Annotated in this window: 18 protein-coding genes; 11 read left to right on the top strand and 7 right to left on the bottom strand. The window is 69.8% G+C overall.

What is annotated here, in order from left to right; genetic code table 11:
• The first annotated feature begins 35 nt into the window (after positions 1–35).
• Positions 36–1325: a hypothetical protein gene (locus AC0662_RS10200; RefSeq protein WP_478299803.1), complete on the top strand. Its 1290-nt coding sequence runs from the start codon at positions 36–38 to the stop codon at positions 1323–1325.
• Positions 1326–1376: 51 nt separating this feature from the next.
• On the opposite strand, the gene AC0662_RS10195 is transcribed toward AC0662_RS10200, so the two are convergent.
• Together AC0662_RS10195 and AC0662_RS10190 are read right to left on the bottom strand one after the other, a co-directional pair.
• Positions 1377–3488 (bottom strand): 3-hydroxyacyl-CoA dehydrogenase NAD-binding domain-containing protein, encoded by a 2112-nt coding sequence (locus AC0662_RS10195; RefSeq protein WP_478299801.1) that lies wholly within the window; start codon positions 3486–3488, stop codon positions 1377–1379.
• Between the two features lie 67 nt (positions 3489–3555).
• The gene (locus tag AC0662_RS10190) at positions 3556–4752 is read right to left on the bottom strand and encodes a thiolase family protein (RefSeq protein WP_478299799.1); all 1197 of its coding nucleotides are present in this window, start codon (positions 4750–4752) and stop codon (positions 3556–3558) included.
• A 189-nt stretch (positions 4753–4941) separates the two neighbouring features.
• Here AC0662_RS10190 and AC0662_RS10185 point away from each other — a divergent pair, with 189 nt between their 5' ends.
• From AC0662_RS10185 to AC0662_RS10165, 5 genes are all read left to right on the top strand, one after another.
• Positions 4942–5610, top strand: a complete 669-nt coding sequence (locus AC0662_RS10185; protein WP_452203520.1) for a hypothetical protein — start codon at positions 4942–4944, stop codon at positions 5608–5610.
• A complete protein-coding gene (locus tag AC0662_RS10180) occupies positions 5607–6278 on the top strand; it encodes a dienelactone hydrolase family protein (protein WP_452203521.1) in 672 nt (223 codons plus the stop codon). The genes AC0662_RS10185 and AC0662_RS10180 overlap by 4 nt, the downstream gene beginning before the upstream one ends.
• Before the next feature lie 2 nt (positions 6279–6280).
• Complete coding sequence (locus tag AC0662_RS10175; protein ID WP_478300214.1) at positions 6281–6769, top strand: glutathione peroxidase; 489 nt, start codon at positions 6281–6283, stop codon at positions 6767–6769.
• Positions 6770–6874: 105 nt separating this feature from the next.
• A complete protein-coding gene (locus AC0662_RS10170; RefSeq protein ID WP_478299797.1) occupies positions 6875–7465 on the top strand; it encodes a helix-turn-helix domain-containing protein in 591 nt (196 codons plus the stop codon).
• A complete protein-coding gene (locus AC0662_RS10165) occupies positions 7462–8739 on the top strand; it encodes an MFS transporter (protein WP_478299795.1) in 1278 nt (425 codons plus the stop codon). The genes AC0662_RS10170 and AC0662_RS10165 overlap by 4 nt, the downstream gene beginning before the upstream one ends.
• Here the strand turns inward: AC0662_RS10165 and AC0662_RS10160 are convergent.
• Together AC0662_RS10160 and AC0662_RS10155 are read right to left on the bottom strand one after the other, a co-directional pair.
• Complete coding sequence (locus AC0662_RS10160; protein ID WP_452203524.1) at positions 8736–9995, bottom strand: ribonuclease D; 1260 nt, start codon at positions 9993–9995, stop codon at positions 8736–8738. The genes AC0662_RS10165 and AC0662_RS10160 overlap by 4 nt on opposite strands.
• Positions 9992–10594, bottom strand: coding sequence for a DUF3000 domain-containing protein (locus tag AC0662_RS10155; protein ID WP_452203525.1), 603 nt, complete (start codon positions 10592–10594; stop codon positions 9992–9994). The genes AC0662_RS10160 and AC0662_RS10155 overlap by 4 nt, the downstream gene beginning before the upstream one ends.
• Before the next feature lie 106 nt (positions 10595–10700).
• Between AC0662_RS10155 and hemE the strand changes: the two genes are divergently transcribed.
• From hemE to AC0662_RS10130, 5 genes are read left to right on the top strand one after another with little or no spacing between them, the layout of a single operon-like run.
• Positions 10701–11783, top strand: a complete 1083-nt coding sequence (gene hemE / locus AC0662_RS10150; RefSeq protein WP_478299792.1) for a uroporphyrinogen decarboxylase — start codon at positions 10701–10703, stop codon at positions 11781–11783.
• A 20-nt stretch (positions 11784–11803) separates the two neighbouring features.
• Positions 11804–12289: a GNAT family N-acetyltransferase gene (locus tag AC0662_RS10145; protein ID WP_478299790.1), complete on the top strand. Its 486-nt coding sequence runs from the start codon at positions 11804–11806 to the stop codon at positions 12287–12289.
• Entirely contained in the window at positions 12286–13695 is a 1410-nt protein-coding gene (hemG, locus tag AC0662_RS10140) for a protoporphyrinogen oxidase (protein ID WP_452203528.1), read from the top strand. Before AC0662_RS10145 ends, hemG begins: the two co-directional genes overlap by 4 nt.
• Positions 13689–14387, top strand: a complete 699-nt coding sequence (hemQ, locus tag AC0662_RS10135; protein ID WP_452203573.1) for a hydrogen peroxide-dependent heme synthase — start codon at positions 13689–13691, stop codon at positions 14385–14387. Before hemG ends, hemQ begins: the two co-directional genes overlap by 7 nt.
• A gap of 4 nt (positions 14388–14391) precedes the next feature.
• Positions 14392–14769 (top strand): VOC family protein, encoded by a 378-nt coding sequence (locus AC0662_RS10130; RefSeq protein ID WP_452203529.1) that lies wholly within the window; start codon positions 14392–14394, stop codon positions 14767–14769.
• Here the strand turns inward: AC0662_RS10130 and AC0662_RS10125 are convergent.
• The 3 genes from AC0662_RS10125 to AC0662_RS10115 form a co-directional block, all read right to left on the bottom strand.
• Positions 14766–16793, bottom strand: coding sequence for an AAA family ATPase (locus AC0662_RS10125; protein ID WP_478299787.1), 2028 nt, complete (start codon positions 16791–16793; stop codon positions 14766–14768). The genes AC0662_RS10130 and AC0662_RS10125 overlap by 4 nt on opposite strands.
• A gap of 105 nt (positions 16794–16898) precedes the next feature.
• Positions 16899–17315, bottom strand: a complete 417-nt coding sequence (gene msrB / locus AC0662_RS10120; protein WP_452203531.1) for a peptide-methionine (R)-S-oxide reductase MsrB — start codon at positions 17313–17315, stop codon at positions 16899–16901.
• Positions 17316–17378: 63 nt separating this feature from the next.
• A complete protein-coding gene (locus AC0662_RS10115; protein WP_478299785.1) occupies positions 17379–19766 on the bottom strand; it encodes a lamin tail domain-containing protein in 2388 nt (795 codons plus the stop codon).
• Positions 19767–19801 lie beyond the last annotated feature (35 nt).

The following is a 19801-nucleotide window of genomic DNA, read 5'->3' as shown; positions in this document are numbered from 1 at the left end:
CGGTAGGATCAGCCGACCATCCGAGGGGACCACCAATGAACCACCCGAAACGCCTGTTCGCGGGCGTTGCCGTGCTGGCGCTCGCGGCGTCCGGCGCGGTCGTCGCCGTCCACGTCCGACGCGGCGAGGAACCACCACCCGGCGTCGGCGCGGCCGCTGCCGAGGTCACGCCGAGTCCTCCAGCTGCCGATGACGCGGCTCGCAAGAAGGCGATCGACGCGGTGCTGGCCCGGCGCTCCACAGCGCTGCTGGCCGGCGATCTGAAGGGCTTCATGGCCCCGGTCGACCCGAAGCAGACCGAGCTGGTCGCGCGGCAGCGGTTGCTCTTCACGAACCTGCGGAAGTTCGGGTTCAGCTCTCTGCGGTACTTGACGGCTGATGCCTTCCGTCCGGTGCCGGGGCTGGTCGACAAGTTCGGTCCGACGACGTTCTCGACCCGGGTGATGATGCGCTACCAGCTCTCCGGGCTGGATCCGCTGCCGGTCCAGACCGATCTCGGGTACACGTTCGTCCAGCGCGCCGGCGCGTGGGTGCTCGTCGACGACAGCGGCACCGACGAGAACCTGAGCCAGGACGGGCATCGCCAGCCGTGGGACTTCGACGAGGTCCAGGTGGTACGCCGGGGCTCGGTCGTGGTCGTGGTGGACAAGCGGGAAGCGAGTCTCGGCACGAAGGTCGCGGTCGTCTCCGAGAAAGCGGTGAAGTCGGTCCGCAAGCATTGGGCGCGGCCGTGGAACGGCGCCGTACTGGTGGTCGCGATGCCGCAGGAGCGGGTGATGTCGACGCTCTGGACCGCCGGCAGCGGCGACGGGTGGACGATCGCGGCGAAGGCCGTGACGCTGTTCGAGGGGGAGCAGCTCGGGAAGCCGGTCGGCCGTCCGATCGGGAGCCGGATCGTCGTCAACCCGGCGGTGCGCAAGCGGCTCGACAAGGATCTGCTGGTCCACGAGATGACGCACGTGGCGACAGCGACGCTCGGGTTGCGCGCGCCGATCTGGGCCGTCGAGGGACTGGCGGAGTACGTGCGCTGCCGGGGGATCGAGGACGATCCGCACTGGAGCGTCGACCCGTATCGCAAGCGCGTGAAGACGCAGTACCTCGCGAAGCTGACCACGCTGCCCGACACCACCACCTTCGCCGCCGACGCGGACCGCGCCTACGGCACCGGCTGGTGGATCACGGAGTACCTGGCCGACAAACTAGGCGAGAAAAAACTCGCCACCCTGTACGTAGACCTCTCCCTCCACGGCGAGTCGGTCCTCAAAAAAGACACCGGCCTCACCACCACCCAAATAGTCACAGCTGCCAAGAAGTTCAAAGGCTGAGTTTGCTGGGGGCCGGAGCGGGCTTCCGGCTCTGCACCGACCCCCAGCGGACTAGGCGAGGCTGGCGATGCCCTTGGGGAGGAAGCGGGTGCCGTTGACCTTTTCGGCGATTCCGCTGCGGTCCAGGTACGGCGTGATGCCGCCGAGGTGGAAGGGCCAGCCGGCGCCGAGGAGGAGGCAGAGGTCGATGTCCTGCGCCTCCGCGACCACGCCTTCGTCGAGCATGATCTTGATTTCTTCGGCGAGGGCAGTGAGCACCCGGGTGCGCAGCTCGTCGGCGGTCGACGGCTTGTCGCCGACCGTCACCAGCGCCTCGACCTCCGGGTCGACGACCGGCTTACCCTCCGGCCACACGTAGAACGAACTCTTGCCCGCAGCAACAACCTTCGCGAGGTTCTCGGACACTGCGAACCGCTCCGGGTACGCCCGGTTCATGGTCTCCGCGACATGCAGCGCGACCGGCAGCCCGACCAGCTGCAGCAGCACGAACGGCGGCATCGGCAACCCGAGCGCGGAGAGCGCGCGATCGGCTTCCAGGATCGGCGTACCCTCGTCGACCGCCGCGCTGACCTCGCCGAGGAAGCGGGTCAGCAGCCGGTTCACCACGAACGCCGGCGCGTCCTTCACCAGCACACACGACTTCTTCAGCTTCTTGCCGACCGCGAAAGCCGTCGCCAGCGACGCGTCGTCGGTCTTGTCGGCACGGATGATCTCCAGCAGCGGCAGTACGGCGACCGGGTTGAAGAAGTGGAACCCGACGACCCGCTCCGGGTGCTCCAGGTCCGCGGCCATCTCGGTCACCGACAACGACGACGTGTTGGTCGCGAGGATCGCGTCCGGCCGGATGATCTTCTCCAGGTCGGCGAAGATCGTCTTCTTCAGCTGCAACTCCTCGAACACGGCCTCGATCACGAAGTCCGCGTCCGCGAACGCGCCCTTGTCCACCGACCCGGTGACGAGCGCCTTCAGCTGGTTCGCCTTGTCCGGACGGATCCGGCCCTTGCCGAGCAGCTTGTCGATCTCACCGTGCACGTACCCGACGCCCCGGTCGACACGCTCCTGGTCGAGATCCGTCAGTACGACGGGCACCTCGAGCCGCCGCGCGAACAGCAGCGCCAACTGACCCGCCATCAGGCCCGCGCCGACGACACCGACCTTGTTCACCGGACGCGCCAGCGACTTGTCCGGCGCACCAGCCGGCCGCTTGGCCCGCTTGTTCACCAGGTCGAACGCGTACAGCCCGCTGCGCAGCTCCTCGCTCATGATGAGATCGGCGAGCGCCTCGTCCTCGGCCGCGAACCCCCGGTCGCGATCGTTGTCCTTCGCCGCCGCAATCAGTTCCAGCGCTCGGTACGGCGCCGGCGCCGCGCCACTCACCTTGACGTCCGCAAAAGCCTTGCCCCGGGCAACGGCCGCGTCCCACGTCTCACCCCGGTCGATCTCCGGCCGCTCGACCACCACAGCACCGGTCAGCACCTTCGACGCCCACAGCAGCGACTGCTCGAGGAAGTCCGCCGACTCCAGCAGTACGTCGCCGATCCCGAGCTTCACGGCCTCCGGACCACTGAGCATCTTGTTCTGGTTCAAGGCGTTCTCGACGACGACCTTGACCGCGTTGTCCGCGCCGATCAGGTTCGGCAGCAGGAAGTTGCCGCCCCAGCCCGGGAGCAGCCCGAGGAACACCTCAGGCGTCGACAGCATCCCGGCCGCCACCGAAACCGTCCGATACGTTGCATGCAGCGCGACCTCGAGCCCACCACCGAGCGCGACCCCGTTGATGAAGCCGAACGACGGCTTCCCGCCGTCGACGAGCTTCCGCATCACGCCGTGCCCGATCTTGCCGAGCGCCAGCGCCTGCTCCCGGTCGGCCAGCTTCGGTACGCCGGTCAGGTCGGCGCCCGCGGCCAGGATGAACGGCTTGCCGGTGACTCCGATCGCGACGATCTCGTCCCGCGCCAGCGCCGCGTCGATGGCGGCGTTCAGCGACCCGAGCCCCTTCGGCCCGAACGTGTTCGGCTTGGTGTGGTCGTGCCCGTTGTCCAGCGTGATGAGCGCCATCAGGCCGGCCTTGTTCGGCAGTACGACGTCCCGCGAGTGCGCCAGCGTGACGACCTCGTCGGTCGACAGGGCAGAAGCGCCGTCGATCAGTTCCTGCAGGCTCATTTGAACTCTCCGCTTCGCTCCGAGCTCAAATGAGCCTTTGGGCTGCTGAACATTCTGTTCGCTGCGCTCACGCGGCACCTTCCCAGTTCGGGTTCTCCCAGATGACCGTGCCGCCCATGCCGAGGCCGACGCACATGGTGGTGAGGCCGTAGCGGACCTCGGGGCGCTGCTCGAACTGCTTGGCCAGCTGGTTCATCAGCCGGACCCCGGACGAGGCCAGCGGGTGGCCGTAGGCGATCGCGCCGCCGTACGGGTTGACCCGCGGATCGTCGTCGGCGATGCCGTAGTGCTCCAGGAACGCCAGCACCTGGACCGCGAACGCCTCGTTCACCTCGAAGGCCTGGATGTCGTCGATGGTCAGCCCGGCCAGCTTGAGCGCCTTCTCGGTCGCCGGCACCGGGCCGACGCCCATCACCTCGGGCTCGACACCGGCGAACCCGTACGAGACCAGCTTCATCTTCGGCGTCAGCCCGAGCTCCTCCGCGGCCTCGGCCGACGTCAGCACGCAGGCGGTCGCGCCGTCGTTGATCCCGGCCGAGTTGCCGGCCGTCACCCGGCCGTGCGGGCGGAACGGGGTCTTCAGCGTGGCGAGGTCCTCGACCGTGGTGCCCGGCCGCATCGGCTCGTCGGTGGTCGCGTAGCCCCAGCCCTGCTCGGCCGACCGGGTCGCGATCGGGACCAGGTCCGGCTGGATGAGGTCGTTGGCGTACGCCTTCGCGGCCTTCTCCTGGGACGCCGCGGCGAACGCGTCGGCGCGGTCCTTGGTGATCCCCGGGAACCGGTCGTGCAGGTTCTCGGCGGTGGAGCCCATCACCAGCGCGGAGGTGTCGACCAGCTTCTCGCTGATGATCCGCGGGTTCGGGTCGACGCCCTCGCCCATCGGGTGCCGGCCCATGTGCTCGACACCGCCGGCCACCACGACGTCGTACGCGCCGAACGCGATGCCGGCGGCGGTGGTCGTCACGGCGGTCATCGCGCCGGCGCACATCCGGTCGATGGAGTAGCCGGGCGTGGTGTTCGGCAGGCCGGCCAGGAGCGCGGCGGTGCGGCCGATGGTCAGGCCCTGGTCGCCGATCTGGGTGGTGGCCGCGATCGCGACCTCGTCCACCCGCGCCGGGGGGAGACCCGGGTTCCGCCGCAGCAGCTCCCGGATGCACTTGATCACCAGGTCGTCGGCGCGGGTTTCGGCGTACTGGCCCTTGGCCTTGCCGAACGGGGTGCGAACGCCGTCGACGAACACGACATCGCGGATCTCACGGGGCACGAGGGCCCTCCTCTGGGGTCGGGAAAGCTACCGCCGATGCTACCCGTCGGTAACCGAACGGCCAAAGAACCGGGGGTTGTGGATCCGCTCACAGATCACACCGGTGTGCTCACTCAGCCGTAACCCGTGGCAATGCGGGCGGTTTGGGCGCATGCTGGTGGTCAAGGTCCGCGTGTCTGGAGTTGTTCCATGAACAATTTTGATCTGGCCGTACCGGTCCTCAGCCGGGGGAAACATCGCAATCCGCGCAAGGGCGCCTGCTTCATGGAGTTCGCCTCGTATCTGGCCGGCGAACCCTGGTCCGACCATCCAGCGTGCACACACGCGCTGCTGGCGGGTGTCGCGCGGGACGTCAACGACTGCACGACGGACTCCGGGCGCTCCAGGCTCGCTCCGTTGATCCCGTCGGTGATCGGGCTGACGCCTGACGACCCACACGTCGTACCGCGGGTGACGGCACGCTGCATCCAGCAGGCGCTGCCGATCGTCTCGCAGGAGCGCCAGTACATCCTGGCCGTCGCGTTGCTGGTGGGGGAGAAGCAACTGGCGGCGCTGGACGGCCGGCCGTACGACGACATCGAGCCGGACTCGCTGGCGGTGCTGCAAGCGGTGCCGTCGGCGACCAAGTGGGCACGCTCGTTCACCGGGCGGGCCCGCCGCGCCACACCGGACTTCGCCCGCCGGACGGCACCGCGTGCGGTGTCCTGCGCGGTCGAGGGCATCTCGCAGGCCTGCGTGCCGGATCCGGACGACCGGCTGTACAAGCTGCTCGTCGACGCGATCACGGAGACGAAGGCCTGGATGCCGGCACCCGCACCGAAGCCGGTCGCTCCCGAGGTCGTACGCTTCACAGTGTGACATCGGAGATCGATACCGGTTCAGGTTTCATCCCAGTCCACGAGTGGGGATCCGCCGACAGCGAGGCGCCGGGAGTTCTGCTCCTGCAGGAGATCTTCGGCGTCTCGGAGTACATCGAACGACGCGCGGCGGATCTGCACGCCCTCGGGTATTACGTGCTCGCGCCGGAGATCTACTGGCGCCTGGACGACACCGAGCTGGACGAGTCCTCCCCGGAGCTGCTCCCGCGGGCGATGGGCATCGTCGGCCGGCTCGACTGGGACCAGGCCGTCAAGGACGCCGTCGCCACGCTGGAGTACCTGAAGGCGCGCGGTAAGGGCACCGCGGTCGTCGGCTTCTGCTTCGGCGGCGGCCTGGGCTTCAACGTCGCCGCCGAGTCGTCGCCGGACGTGCTGGTGAGCTACTACGGCTCCGCGCTGCCCGGCCTGCTCGAGCTCGCGCCGCAGGTCACCGCGACGAGCCTGCACCACTTCGGCAACACCGACGCGTACCTCGACGTGGACGCGATCGTGCCCGCGCTGCCTGATGCCGAGGTGCACCGGTACGACGGCGCCGGTCACGCGTTCGACAACCCCCTGCCGATGTTCCACCACGCCGAGGCGTCCGCGCTGGCGTGGCGCCGTACCGAAGACTTCCTCACCCGTCACCTCCCAACCTCCCAAGGATGAGCATGAGCCTGTACGACATCCCGCTGACCGCCCTGTCCGGTGCGCCGACCTCGCTCGGTGAGTACAAGGGCAAGGCGATTCTCGTTGTGAACGTGGCGTCGAAGTGTGGGCTGACGCCGCAGTACGAGGGCCTGGAGAACCTGCAGAAGAAGTACGAGGCCCGCGGCTTCACCGTGCTCGGTGCGCCGTGCAACCAGTTCGGCGGGCAGGAGCCGGGAACCGCCGAGGAGATCGACACCTTCTGCTCGACGACGTACGGCGTCACGTTCCCGATGCTCGACAAGCTCGAGGTGAACGGCGACGGCCGGCACCCGCTGTACTCCGAGCTCACGCTGACTCCGGACGCGGCCGGTGAGGCCGGTGACATCCAGTGGAACTTCGAGAAGTTCCTGATCGGCACCGACGGCACGATCGCGGCCCGGTTCCGCCCGCGCACCGAGCCGGAGTCCGACGAGGTCGTCGCCGCCATCGAGGCGCAGCTCCCGGCCTAGCTCGCCCGAGGCCCTGATCGGCCGCCGTCCCCCGTCGCGCAGCCGCGGCGGGGGATTTCTTTGCGAGCCATTGCAACGACTCTTTCGAAAGAGTACTTTCCATGCATGTCGATCCCGCACCGTCGCCTCAGCGACCCGCGTGAACTCAACGCCCTGGCCCATCCGGTTCGGATGGCCATCGTCGAACTGCTGTCGATCAGTGGCCCTCTGACCGCGACCGAGCTCGCCGACCGACTCGACAAGACGCCGGCCAATTGCTCCTGGCACCTCCGGAAGCTGGCGCAGCACGGGTTCGTCGTGGAGGCCGAGGGTGGCAAGGGCCGCCAGCGGCCGTGGAAGGTGCCCGGGCTCGGGTTCCGCTGGGACGACGAGCTCGCGTCGAGCTCGATCGAGGAACGCCGGGCGGCGCAGGCGCTGTCCGAGGTGATGCTGGGCCGCGCCATCGACCGGCTCCGGGAGGCGCAGCAGCGCGCTCCGGAGGAGTCCGAGCAGTGGCGGGCGGCGCAGAACAACACCGAGATGGTCGCTTGGCTGACCGCGGACGAGCTCAAGGAGATGAACGAGGCGATCGCCGCCGTGCTCGAACGTCATCTCGAGCGGCTGACCGACCCGGCGCAACGACCGGCGGGCGCGCGACTGTGCGAGTTCGTGTCCTGGGGCGTGCCGGCGTACTTCCCGGGGGTCGATCCGGCATGAGGAAACTGTTCGCGCAGCCCGGGTTCCCGCGCCTGTTCGGTGGCTTGAGTACGTCGATGCTCGGCGACTCGGTGATGCTGCTCGTGCTCAGCATGTGGGTGAAGTCCCTCACCGGCTCCAACGCGCTCGCCGGGCTGACGTTCTTCTTCATGGTGCTGCCGGCGCTCGGTGCTCCGCTGCTCGGTGTCTGGGTCGACCGGCTGCCCCGCAAGGCGATCCTCGTCTGGGGCAACTTCGCCAGCGCCCTCGCCGTACTCCCGCTCGTGCTCGTCCGGGACGCGGGCGACGTCTGGCTGATCTGGGTGGTCTCCTTCTTGTACGGCGTCTCGTTCGTGGTGCTGCCCGCCGCGGTCAACGGTCTGCTCAAGGAACTGTTGCCGGACGAGCTGCTCGTCGACGCCAACTCCAGTCTCGCTACGATCAAGGAGGGCTACCGGCTGTTCGGCCCGCTGGTCGGCGCCGCGATCTTCGCGACCGCGGGCGGCTGGCTGGTGGCAGTCGTCGACGCGGCGACGTTCGCGATCGCCGGGCTGCTGATCGCGACGCTCAAGATCACCGAGACTCCGGCCGCGGCCAAGAACACCTTCCGCGAGGACGTGCTGGGCGGCATCCGCTTCCTGATCGACGACCGGGTACTGCGGCATGTGCTCGCCGGTCTCGCGATCTCGATCCTCGTCATCGGCTTCTTCGAGTCATCGATCTACGCGCTGATGGACGCCTTCGGCAAGCCGCCGACATTCTCCGGCGTCTTCGTGACCTGCCAGGGCGTCGGCGCCATCCTCGGCGGTCTCACCGCGAGTCGCGCCGTACGCCGTCTTGGTGAGGTGGCCGTCTGCGCTGCCGGTCTGACGGCGCTGGCCGTGGCGACCGTGGTCTGTATCGCCGCACCGACCATCGCCGTAGTACTCGTCGGCGCGGCCATCTGTGGTGTCGGGCTGCCGTGGACGTTCATCTCGTTCACGACACTGCTGCAGCGCCGCTCGCCGAGCCATCTCATCGGCCGGGTGTCGACGGCGGTCGAGGTACTCGTCTCCACGCCGCAGGCGATCTCGCTCGCACTCGGCAGTCTGCTCGTCAGCCTGCTCAGCTACCGCCAGATCTTCGCGATCATCGCAGTCGTCATCCTGCTAGGCGCGCTCCAGATCGTCCTCACCCTCCGCGACCAGCTGGGGTTGAGACAAGATCCGGGGACCGGAGACCTGCTATTACCTGTGCCCGCCCCCGAGAAGGGGTCTGAACCCACCGGAGGCGAACGTCCGGAGGTCTCTGGCTAGTCGAGGGGCTTGGCTGCGGCTTCGGAGGACATCGCGTCGGTCAGCACCTCGGCGGTCAGACCGATCTGCCAGGGGCGAGCGTGGTGGTCGCGGAGGAACGTCGTGACCACGTCCAGGTCGAGGTCCTTCGGGGGCGACCAGGCGAGACGTCGGATCGTGTCCGGAGCCAGCAGGTTCTCGGTCGGCAGGCGGTGCGCCTCGGCGATGTCGGCGACCGCGGTCCGGGCGGCCGACAACCGGGCCGCCGCGTCCGGGTCACGGTCGGCCCAGGCGCGGGCCGGCGGCGGACCGTCGTACCGCGGTCCTTGTTTGGGGAGCTCGGAGTCGGGGAGCCGGCGGGCGTGGTCGACCGCCTCCCACCAGGTCCGCATGTGCCGGTGCGCGCCACGGCCCTTGAACGCGGTGAGCTTCTGCAGCGCGTCGCGGTCGGTCGGCATCGCGGACGCTGCCTCGACGATCGCGGCGTCCGGCAGCACGCGGCCGGGGGAGGTGTCGGCGGACTCGGCGATCTGGTCGCGGGCCTCCCACAGCGCCCGCACCACGCCCAGGCTGCGGCGGTTGCGGACCCGGTGCATCCCCGACGTACGGCGCCACGGATCCGGCTTCGGCTCCCGCGGGGGAGCGTCCAGGATCGCGGCGAACTCCTGCTCGGCCCACTCCCACTTGCCCGCGCGGCGCAGCTCCTGCTCGATCGCGTTCCGCAGCTCGATCAGCATCTCGACGTCCAGGGCGGCGTACACGAGCCAGGGCGACGGCAGCGGCCGGGTCGACCAGTCGGCGGCCGAGTGCTCCTTGCGCATCCGATAGCCGAGTACTTCGCTCACGAGCGAGGCGAGCCCGACCTTCGGGTACCCGAGCAGGCGGCCGGCCAACTCGGTGTCGAACACCTGCCGCGGCACCATCCCGACCTCGGCCAGACACGCCAGGTCCTGGTTCGCGGCGTGGATGATCCACTCGGCGTCGACGATCGCGTCACCGAGCGCGGACAGGTCACCGAACGGGATCGGGTCCACCAATGCGGACCCGGAACCCTCGCGGCGCAGTTGCACCAGGTATGCGCGGTGCGAGTACCGATAGCCGGACGCGCGCTCGGCATCCACGGCCACCGGCCCGCTGCCGGAGCGGAACGCCTCGACGGTGCCGGTCAGCGCCGGATCGGTGTCGATCACCTCGGACAGGCCGTCCCTGAGCTCCAGCAGAGGGAGGCTCGCGGTCGGGTCGTCCGGTGTCGACGGCTGGGTCTCTACTGGGCTCATCGGCCCCGCTGTCCACGCCGGGTCGGCATCGCGACCACCCCCGGCGGCACCGGCGGCAGCCCGGCCGCCGTGCAGAGCACCTCACCCCAGGCCTCCGCGTGCCCGGTCACGTCCACCTGGCCACCAGGCCCAGGGACAGGACTCCAGGACGCACGGATCTCGATCTCCGCCGTCGCGTCGTCGTCGGCCATTCCGCCGAAGCTCTCGGATACCACCCTCGTGACGGTACCGCTCGGCGCCAGGAACTCGGCACCCCGGTCGGCCAGAGCCTCCATCAGCCAGGTCCAGCCCACGCCACCGAGCAGCGCGTCGGTCACCATCTCCGGTTCGACGGCGGCGCGCACGTATGCGACACAGCGGAAGGTCGACTGCCAGGCGTCGTTCCCGGCCGGGTCGTAGAGGATGACGAGCCGGCCGGTGGCGACATCGTCGCCGTCGACCGTCACGTCGGCGCTGACCGCGGCCGCGTGCGGTGCTATCCGCTGCGGCGCGGGCATCTCCTCGACGAAAACCTCGGGCCGGAACCGGGCACCTCGTAATTGCGAGACTGCCTCGGCGAACTCCGCGGGTGGCGCGTCGACCTGCTTGCGGGCACCCATGGTTGGCAGCCTACGACCGATTACTCACAGACGCTTGTTTAGACGCGCCGTTAACGGGGGGCGACCAGCTACCTGGGCCGGATTCGCAGCGTGGGATCATCGCTGTGTGCCTTCGACGTCACCCGCTCCGCTGGACAGTTCGCCGTACCTGCTCGCTGCCCGGGGGGAGCGTCCGCCGCACACTCCGGTGTGGTTCATGCGACAGGCGGGGCGGGCGTTGCCCGAGTACCGCGCGGCGCGGGAGGGCATCTCGATGCTCGAGTCCTGCATGCGCCCCGACCTCGTCGTCGAGATAACGCTGCAGCCGGTCCGCCGTTACGGCGTCGACGCGGCGATCTTCTTCTCCGACATCGTCGCGCCGCTCCAGTTCGCCGGGTACGACATCGAGATCAAGCCCGGCATCGGCCCGGTGGCGGGGGACCCGATCCGGGACGCCGCCGGCATCGCGGCGGTCCGCCCGATCACCCCGGCCGATGTGCCGTACACCACGGAGGCCGTCCAGCAGCTCGTCTCCGAGCTCGGCGGTACGCCGCTGATCGGGTTCGCCGGTGCACCGTTCACCGTCGCGTCGTACCTGGTCGAGGGTGAGCCGAGCAAGGACTTCGCGAAGACCAAGGCGATGATGCACGGCAACCCGACGCTGTGGCATGCGCTGGCCGACCGGCTCGCCGACGTCGCGATCGCGTACCTGAGCGTCCAGGTGGAGGCCGGCGCGTCGGCGATCCAGCTGTTCGACTCGTGGGCGGGCGGTCTGTCGCCGCGGGACTACGAACGGTTCGTCCAGCCGCACTCCGCGAAGGTCTTCGACGCGATGGCCTCGTACGGCGTCCCGCGGGTGCACTTCGGCGTGAACACCGGTGAGCTCCTCGGCCTGATGAGCGCAGCGGGCGCGGACGTGGTCGGAGTCGACTGGCGCGTCCCGCTGGACGAGGCGGTACGCCGGATCACCGCTGCGGGCGCCGGCCCGAAACCGGTCCAGGGCAACCTCGACCCGGCCCTGCTGTTCGCCGGCTGGGACGCGATCGAGCCCGAGATCGACCGGATCCTCGACGAAGGCAAGGCCGCGCCTGGCCACATCTTCAACCTCGGCCACGGGGTCCCGCCGGACGCCGACCCCGCCGTGCTGGAGCGAGTCACGAAGTACGTCCAGTCCAAGTCGGCGGCTGGCTCAGCGGCGGCCGCGGAGTGATCCGGCTGCCGGATCACCCGGTGACGCTGGAACCGCTGTCCGCCGCGCACGCGGACGCGGTGCTGGCCTTCGAGCTGCAGAACCGCGAGTACTTCGCCTCGTGGATCTGGGACCGTGGCGACGAGTACTTCGCGGAGTTCGCGGAGCGGCACGCGGCCATGCTGGCGGAGCAGGCGGCCGGGATCTGCCGGTTCCACGTGCTGGTGGACGACACCGGCGCGATCGCCGGGCGGGTGAACCTCGTCGACCTCGAGAACGGGGCGGCCGAGCTCGGCTACCGGATCGCCGAGAAGTGGGCCGGTCAGGGGCTGGCGACGGCCGCGGTGCGCGCGATCATCGGGGTCGCCGCCACGGAGTACGGGCTGACCGCGCTGTCGGCCGGTGCCTCGGACCGGAACCCGGCCTCACAGGCGGTGCTGACGCGCTGCGGGTTCCGGGTGGTGGGCACCTCGAGCACCGATCTCGGGCCGGGGAAGAAGTACGAGCTGATGCTGGAGGACGCGTGAGCCGGGTTGTCGTGGTCGGTGGCGGGATCAGTGGGCTGGCGGCGGCGCACGCGCTGGCGACCGGACCGAACCCGCCGCAGATCACGGTCCTCGAAGGGTCGCCGCGACTCGGCGGCAAGCTGGCCGGCGCGGAGGTCGAGGGCGTCCCGGTCGACCTTGGCGCCGAGTCGGTGCTCGCCCGGCGGCCGGAGGCGGTGGACCTGATCCGCGCGGTCGGGCTCGGTGACGACGTAGTACACCCGGCCACGCTGACCGCCGGTCTGTGGGTCGGCGACCGGATCCGCGCGATCCCGCCGACCGTGATGGGTGTCCCGGCGGACCCGTCCGCGACAACCGACGTCCTCGGGCCTGCGGCTGCGGAGCAGGTCGCGCGCGAGGCGGAGCTGCCGGCGCCGGCGTTGACCGAGGACGTGGCGATCGGCCGGTTCGTCGCCGAGCGGATGGGCTCCGCGGTCACCGACAAGCTGATCGACCCGCTGCTCGGCGGGGTGTACGCCGGGAAGGCGGACGAGATCTCGCTCGCGGCGGCCGTCCCCGACCTCTACGCGAAGCTGCGGACCGCGCCGAGCCTGCTCGCCGCGACCGCCGAACTACGCGAGCTCAGCCAGAAACGTGCCGGCCAGCCGGTGTTCGCGGGCCTCGTCGGCGGGATCAACCGGCTCATCGGCGCCCTGGAGCAGGATCTGACCGCCCGAGGCGTCGAGATCCGCCGGAAGCTCGCCGTACGCCGGATCACGCGCGAGGCGGACGGCTACGCGCTGGAGGCAGGCCCGGTCCCGGACCCGACGTACCTGACCGCCGACGCCGTCGTCGTCGCGGTCCCGGCGGCGCCCGCGGCGCGGATGCTGGCCGAGGTGGTTCCGGCGGCGTCGACCGACCTGGCGACGATCGAGTACGCCAGCATGGCGATCGTCACGCTGGCGGTCCGCAAACGCGACTGGCCGGCTGACGCGACCGGCTCCGGGTTCCTGGTGCCGTCCGTCGAGGAGCGGACGATCAAGGCGTCGACGTACTCACACGCCAAGTGGGCCTGGTCCGCCGAGGCCGGGGGAGAGCTTGCGGTACTGCGTGCCTCGGTCGGCCGACTCGGCGAGGAGTACGTGCTGCAGCGCTCCGACGACGAGCTCGTCGCGCTCGCGGCCGCGGACCTGCGCACAGCGATCGGTCTGCGCGCCGAGGTGGTCGGGTCGCTCGTGACACGCTGGGGTGGCGGCCTCCCGCAGTACGCCGTCGGGCACCTGGATCGCGTCGATCGGGTGGAGAGCGCGGTGGCCGGCGTACCGGGGCTCGCGGTCTGCGGAGCGGCGTACCGGGGTGTCGGGATCGCGGCGTGTGTGGCGTCGGGTGGCAAGGCGGCCACCCGGGTGCGGGAGCACCTGGAGGCATTGGAGACAATGAAATCGTGACTGGTAAGCCGAAGGCCCGTGAACTGAACGACGTCATCCGCTACACCCTGTGGTCGGTCTTCAAGGTCGAGACCCCGCTCGGTGACGTGGACCGCGACGAGCTGACCGCCGAGCTGACCGAGCTGGTCGGGAAGCTGGCCGCCGACGACGTGGTGATCCGCGGGTTCTACGACGTCGAGGGCTTCCGGGCCGACGCCGACTTCATGATCTGGTGGCACGCGCCGACGTCCGACGCGCTGCAGCAGGCGTACCACGCGCTCCGCCGCTCGCGGCTCGGGCGGTACCTGGTGCCGGTCTGGTCGCAGTTCGCGCTGCACCGGCCTGCCGAGTTCAACAAGAGCCACATCCCGGCGTTCCTGGCCGACGAGGAGGCGCGCGGCTACATCTGCGTGTACCCGTTCGTCCGGTCCTACGAGTGGTACCTGCTGCCGGACGAGGAGCGCCGCTTCATGCTCGCCGAGCACGGCAAGATGGCGCGCACCTACCCGGACGTCCGGGCGAACACGGTGGCGTCGTTCGCGCTCGGCGACTACGAGTGGATCCTCGCCTTCGAGGCCGACGAGCTGCACCGGATGGTCGACCTGATGCGCGACCTGCGGGCGTCCACCGCGCGCCGGCACGTGCGCGAGGAGATCCCGTTCTACACCGGCAAGCGGACCGAGCTCGGCGACCTGATCGCGAATCTGGTCTAATCCGATGCACCGCAAGGCCTTCCCGGTGCTGTACGTCACCGACGTCCCCCGGGCCATCGAGTTCTACACGCTGCTCGGCTACGAGTCGACGTACCAGTTCCCGCTCGAGGGCGACCCGCACTACGTCGGCCTCGAGCGCGGCGACTCGTCCCTCGGCCTCTCGGACGCCAGCTGGCCGGAGGCGCAACTCGGCATCACCGTCGGGACCGCGCCCCGCTTCGAGCTGTTCGTGTACGTCGACGACGTCGAGGCGGAGGTGGAACGCTTCCGCGCGGCCGGCCACCCGGTCCTGCAGGAGCCGGCCACGATGCCGTGGGGCGAGCGCCAGGCGTACCTCGCCGACCCGGAAGGCAACCCGGTGGCGCTCGCGACTCCGGTCTAAGTCCCGGGCTTCTGCAGCAGGTAGTCCTCGGCGCGCATCGACGTCGGGGGCCGTACATCGGCCGGGATCAGCTCGCGCAGGTCCCGCTCGGTGAGCTTGTCGGGGTCGCTCGCGGACAGCCGGGTGGCCTGGTTGGAGACGGCCTCCTCGAGCACGTTCCGGATGAAACGACCGTTACCGAAGCTGTGGCCACGGGGCGCGGGCGGGATCACGGTGCGGACCTTGTCCAGCACTTCCTCGCCGTAGATCATGCCCTTCTGCCGCGCCTGCAGCTCGAAGATCGCGACCAGCTGGTCGGTGTCGTACTCGCTGAACGACAGCAGCTTCGGGAACCGGGACTGCAGACCGGTGTTCGACTCCATGAACCGCTGCATCTCGCGGTGGTACCCGGCGACGATCACGATGCAGTCGTTGCGGTGGTCCTCCATCATCTTCAGGATCGTCGCGACCGCTTCGAGGCCGTAGTCGCCGGGCGTGTTCTCCGGCGTCAGGCTGTACGCCTCGTCGATGAACAGCACGCCGCCGAGCGCTTCGCGGAACTTGCCCGCGGTCATCGGTGCCGTCGAGCCCAGCCCGGCACCGACCAGGTCGGAGCGGTCGACCTCGACCACGTGGCCCTTCTCCAGGACGCCGAGCTGGTGGTAGATCCGGCTGAGCAGCCGGGCGATCGTGGTCTTCGCCGTACCGGGCTTGCCGACGAACACCATGTGCCGGGCCCGCTCATGACTGGGCAGGCCGAGCTCGGTGCGGCGAAGGTTGGTCTTCACCTCGGCGACCATCTTGCGGACGGCGTCCTTGACCGACTCCAGGCCGATCAGCGAGTCGAGCTCGGCCAGCGGGTTGTCGCTGAAGTCGAGCACATCCGGCAGCGGCTCGTCGTTGGCACCGCCGCCGGCCTTCGAGGCCTCGTCGTTCTTGACGCCCTGCCAGGCGGCCGACAGTGACGCCTCCTGGTTGGCCGCGGCCGCGGTCTCGAGGCTGTTCCAGCGTTCCCGGTCGAGCATCCGGAACAGCGTGGTGAGGTCCGGGACCTCCGCGTCCGGCCACGGCCCCTTCGAGAGCACGCCCGACAGGTGTACGCCGACCCGCGCGGCGGACGCGCCCCACGAACGGGCGAGCACCGACTGGCCGTTGCGGATCGCGCGCGCCATCCACTGGTTGACGTGACCGTGCCAGGTCTGCAGCTTGAACGTCGTGTGGATGTCCTCCATCGCCTTGTGGACGTCGATGGTGGCTTCGCCGAGGACGTTCGCGACCGACTGCGGGATGCCGCGCAGGCCGGACGCCAGGATCAGCTCTGCCATCACCTGGGCGAAGTCACCGGCGTACTCGTCCGGGCTCACCATCAGCAGGCGGGCGTGCGTGTCGCGGACCGAGTTCAGCGAGTAGCGCAGGGCGGCGCTCGGGCCGGCCAACTCCGGGAGTACGGCGCGCTCGCGGTCCTTGAGGGCCTCGGTGCGCCAGTACTTGACGATCTCGTCGTACTCGCCGGTGATGTGCAGTTCGGTGGTGTTCTTGTCGGCCAGCACCCGGTCGAAGGCGGCGGTCAGCGCCTGCGAGCGGGCCGCCATCGGGGGCGCGTCGGCGAACAGCGCCACCGCGTCGCGGGACAGCTTCAGGGCCTGCCGGCGACCGTGCTCACGGAAACCACGGGCCCCGGCGATCGCCTGCAGGTGCCAGTCCGTCGGGGCCGTGTAGATCACGTGACCGTTGCCGCCGAGGCGCGCGGGCGGCCGGTAGAACTCCCGGGTCAGCTCGGTCGACAGGTCGGCGTACTCACCGTGCAGGACCGGGATCCACCCGGTCAGCAGCGGGGCCACCTGGTGGGTGAACCAGACCGCAGCCGGGGTGCCTTTGACGAAGTTCGGGAAGGCTTCGGCTCGCAGCGGCTTGAGCGCCTCCGGATCCTCGGACCACGCGCGGAGCTGACCCCGCACCCGGGCCGTCCACTCGGCGGGCACCTCCCACGGCTCCTCCGCCGCCAGCACATCCAGAACCCGCGGTGCACGGATGTCGTCAGCCACCAATTTCCTTCCCCAGGGGAGCCACCAGCCGACCCAGTCTAGGGCCCCACCGGCCGACTCACGCCCAGGTCAGGTGCGGGTGCGGCTGACGACCCAGCGAGCCGATCAGGCGGGGGTGAGGGTGAGGCTGATGCTGTTGATGCAGTAGCGCAGGTCGGTGGGTGTGCCGTAGCCCTCGCCCTCGAAGACGTGCCCGAGGTGCGAGCCGCAGTTGGCGCACCGGACCTCGACCCGCTTCATGCCGAGCGTGGAGTCCTCGATGTATTGGACCCGGTCCTCGGCGAGCGGGGCGAAGAACGACGGCCAGCCGCAGTGCGAGTCGAACTTCGTCTCGCTGCGGAACAACTCCGCGTCACAGGCCCGGCACTTGTAGACCCCGACGGTCTTGGTGTCGGTGTACTCACCGACGAACGGCCGCTCGGTCCCGGCCTGGCGCAGCACCTGGAACTCGGCGGGGGAGAGCTGCGCCTTCCACTCCGCGTCGGACTTCTGGACGGCGTACTGCTTGGTGGAATCTGTCACGCTTCCGATTATCGCGGCCCGGGCAAACAAAACCCCGCCCGGGCCGACGACGTAAGCGTGGCGTTAGCGCACCCAGGACGGCAGCGGGATCAGTTTCACCACCTGCGGGTCGTGGTCGGAGATCTGGTCCGGGAACTCCGCGTTCATGTGGATGACGTCGTACGCCGAGGCCGGGCGCAGGTTCTGCGAGATCAGGATCTGGTCCAGGATCTGGCTGTTGCCCTCGAACACGTAGGAGTACCGCTCCTTCAGCGGCAGCGTCCGCGGCAGGTCGACCAGCGCGGTCTTGCCCGAGCCGACCAGGATGTCCGCGGTCTCCGACCAGTCGAAGTCGTTCAGGTCGCCCAGTACGACGACGTTCGCGCCCTTGTCCTTCGCCAGGATCTGGTCCACGAAGCCGCGCACCACAGCGGCCTGCTGGTGGCGCTTCGGCGCGCTCGACTGCACCGGCGGCTGGAACCGGCCCCACAGCGGGTCGTCGCCACCCTTCGAGCTGAAGTGGTTCACGACCACGAACACGGTCTGCCCGTGCCACTTGAACTCGCCCGCGAGCGGCACCCGGGTCGCGGCCCAGGCCGGGTTCGCGGGGTCGATCCGGCCCGGCGACGAGCTCAGGTGCGGCCGGCCGGCGCGGTCGGTGACGATGGTGGTCGCGGCCGTCGGGCTGCCGCCCGGGGTGTCGACGAACTTCACCGGCTTGTCGGTCCGGTACAGGAACGCGACCCGGATGTTGCCACCCGGCTCACCGCCCTCGGCGTTGTTGACCGGGTCGATCTGCTTCCAGGTGTACTGCGGCCCGCCCGCCTTCACGATCGCGGCCGCGAGCATGCTCAGCGTCTTGTCCGCTGCCGTCGTACCGGAGTTGACCGCACCGTCGTTGTCCTGCACCTCTTCGAGACCGAGGATGTCCGGCGAGGCGAGGTTGTGCACGACCGCCTGCGCGAGGCCGTCGAACTTGGCGTCACCGTCGGACGGGTCGAGGTTCTCCACGTTGAACGTCGCGACCGACAGCTGCGCCGGCGACGAGGCCTTGGTGGTCTCCCGCTCGACCCCGCCGTCGACCACGGTCGGCGTGGTGGTCGGCAGGAACTTGAAGTTCCCGAACGAATAGTCGAGGACACCGGTGACGGTGCCGGCCAGCTTGTCGCCGGTCTTCGCGTCCGGGATCGGCGTCAGGACGTCGTCCAGCAGCACCCGCTCCGGGTTGCTGTCGGTCTTCTGCAGCAGGATGCCGCCGCGCACGGTCCGCACACCCGAGCCCGCCGGTACGACGGACAGCTCGCGGAACGAGCTCGTCGGGCCGGTGACCTCGGGCTGGTTGATGCCCAGCCACATCCCCTCGAGCGACTCCCAGAAGTCCAGGCCGTCGCTGTCCGGGTCGAAGGCGGTCGCGGTCTTCTCCACGTCACCGGCGGCGTCGTCCTCGATCACGGTCGACGGCGGTACCCGTCCGCCCGGACCCACGATCGTCGCTGCCGGTACGGCGGCGGTCCCGGTGACCGTGATCTTCGCGTTGGTCAGCTCGGTGGTGGTCAGGTTCGTCGTACCGCCGGAGCCGCCCGGGCGGAACTCGGCGACCGATCCTTCGGCCGTCACCGCGTCGCCGACGGACACTGTCGGCGCGGTGCTGGTGAAGACGAACAGGCCCTCGCTGGTCGCCGGGTTGTCGTCCGGCTGCGGGTCCTGGAACCAGAACCCGTTGCTGCTCTTCGCGGTCACCACTCCGGTGACGCCGGTGACCTGCTTGCCCTCCAGCGGCGACCGGTGCGCGGCGCCCTGGATGTCGTGGATCTTCGCGTCGACGGGCGGTTCGGCCGGACCACCGGTCAGCGTGCCCGGCGACGGGTTGCCCGCGGCGAAGTCGGCGCCGTTGTTGTCGGTGTCCTTGGCCGGGTCGGTCCGCGCGGCCGAGGTGGTGTTCGACAGGCCCGGCGCGGGCGCGGTCTCGGAGTCGTTCGCGGTGCCGTAGCCGACGTAGTCCTTGACGGCCGGGTCGGCGTGGCAGGTCGCTCCACAGGCGAGTGCGGTCTGGTTCGTGACCAGCGCGATCTTGCCGGCGGTCGCCGACATCGGGATCGTCCCGGTGGCGTTCGGCGTCGGCATCGGCTGACCGTTGGCGCCACCACCCTCCTGGACGAGGTACGCCGTACCCGGGGCGATGCTGCCGGTCAGTTTGGTGACCTGCCAGGAGCTACCGCTCGCCGAGGCGTACTGGATCGACCAGCCGCTCACGTCGATCGGGGCCGAGCTGTTGTTGGTCAGCTCGACGAAATCGTTGGTGTACGGGGCGCCGCTGTTCCCGCCACCGCCGTACACCTCGGTGACGACCACATCGGTCGAAGCGGCCTGCGCGGGCGCGGCGGCGATCGCCACCGCCAGCCCGGAGGCGAGAAGACTCGTCGAGATCACTACGGCGCCCAGGCGGCGCCGCGGTTGGTTCAGGGCAGACATGGCCCGGATTCTCACACCGGCAAGGGGCCGTTCCA

Source organism: Kribbella sp. NPDC043289 (genome assembly GCF_056436705.1).
This window is presented reverse-complemented; position numbering and strand designations above follow the sequence as displayed.

What these genes read in the sequence shown, in the direction of transcription:
- AC0662_RS10200 (WP_478299803.1), top strand. Translation starts at nt 36, where the DNA reads ATGAACCACCCGAAACGCCTGTTCGCGGGCGTTGCCGTGCTGGCGCTC.
- AC0662_RS10195 (WP_478299801.1), bottom strand. Translation starts at nt 3,488, where the DNA reads ATGAGCCTGCAGGAACTGATCGACGGCGCTTCTGCCCTGTCGACCGAC.
- AC0662_RS10185 (WP_452203520.1), top strand. Translation starts at nt 4,942, where the DNA reads ATGAACAATTTTGATCTGGCCGTACCGGTCCTCAGCCGGGGGAAACAT.
- AC0662_RS10175 (WP_478300214.1), top strand. Translation starts at nt 6,281, where the DNA reads ATGAGCCTGTACGACATCCCGCTGACCGCCCTGTCCGGTGCGCCGACC.
- AC0662_RS10170 (WP_478299797.1), top strand. Translation starts at nt 6,875, where the DNA reads ATGTCGATCCCGCACCGTCGCCTCAGCGACCCGCGTGAACTCAACGCC.
- AC0662_RS10165 (WP_478299795.1), top strand. Translation starts at nt 7,462, where the DNA reads ATGAGGAAACTGTTCGCGCAGCCCGGGTTCCCGCGCCTGTTCGGTGGC.
- AC0662_RS10160 (WP_452203524.1), bottom strand. Translation starts at nt 9,995, where the DNA reads ATGAGCCCAGTAGAGACCCAGCCGTCGACACCGGACGACCCGACCGCG.
- AC0662_RS10155 (WP_452203525.1), bottom strand. Translation starts at nt 10,594, where the DNA reads ATGGGTGCCCGCAAGCAGGTCGACGCGCCACCCGCGGAGTTCGCCGAG.
- AC0662_RS10130 (WP_452203529.1), top strand. Translation starts at nt 14,392, where the DNA reads ATGCACCGCAAGGCCTTCCCGGTGCTGTACGTCACCGACGTCCCCCGG.
- AC0662_RS10115 (WP_478299785.1), bottom strand. Translation starts at nt 19,766, where the DNA reads ATGTCTGCCCTGAACCAACCGCGGCGCCGCCTGGGCGCCGTAGTGATC.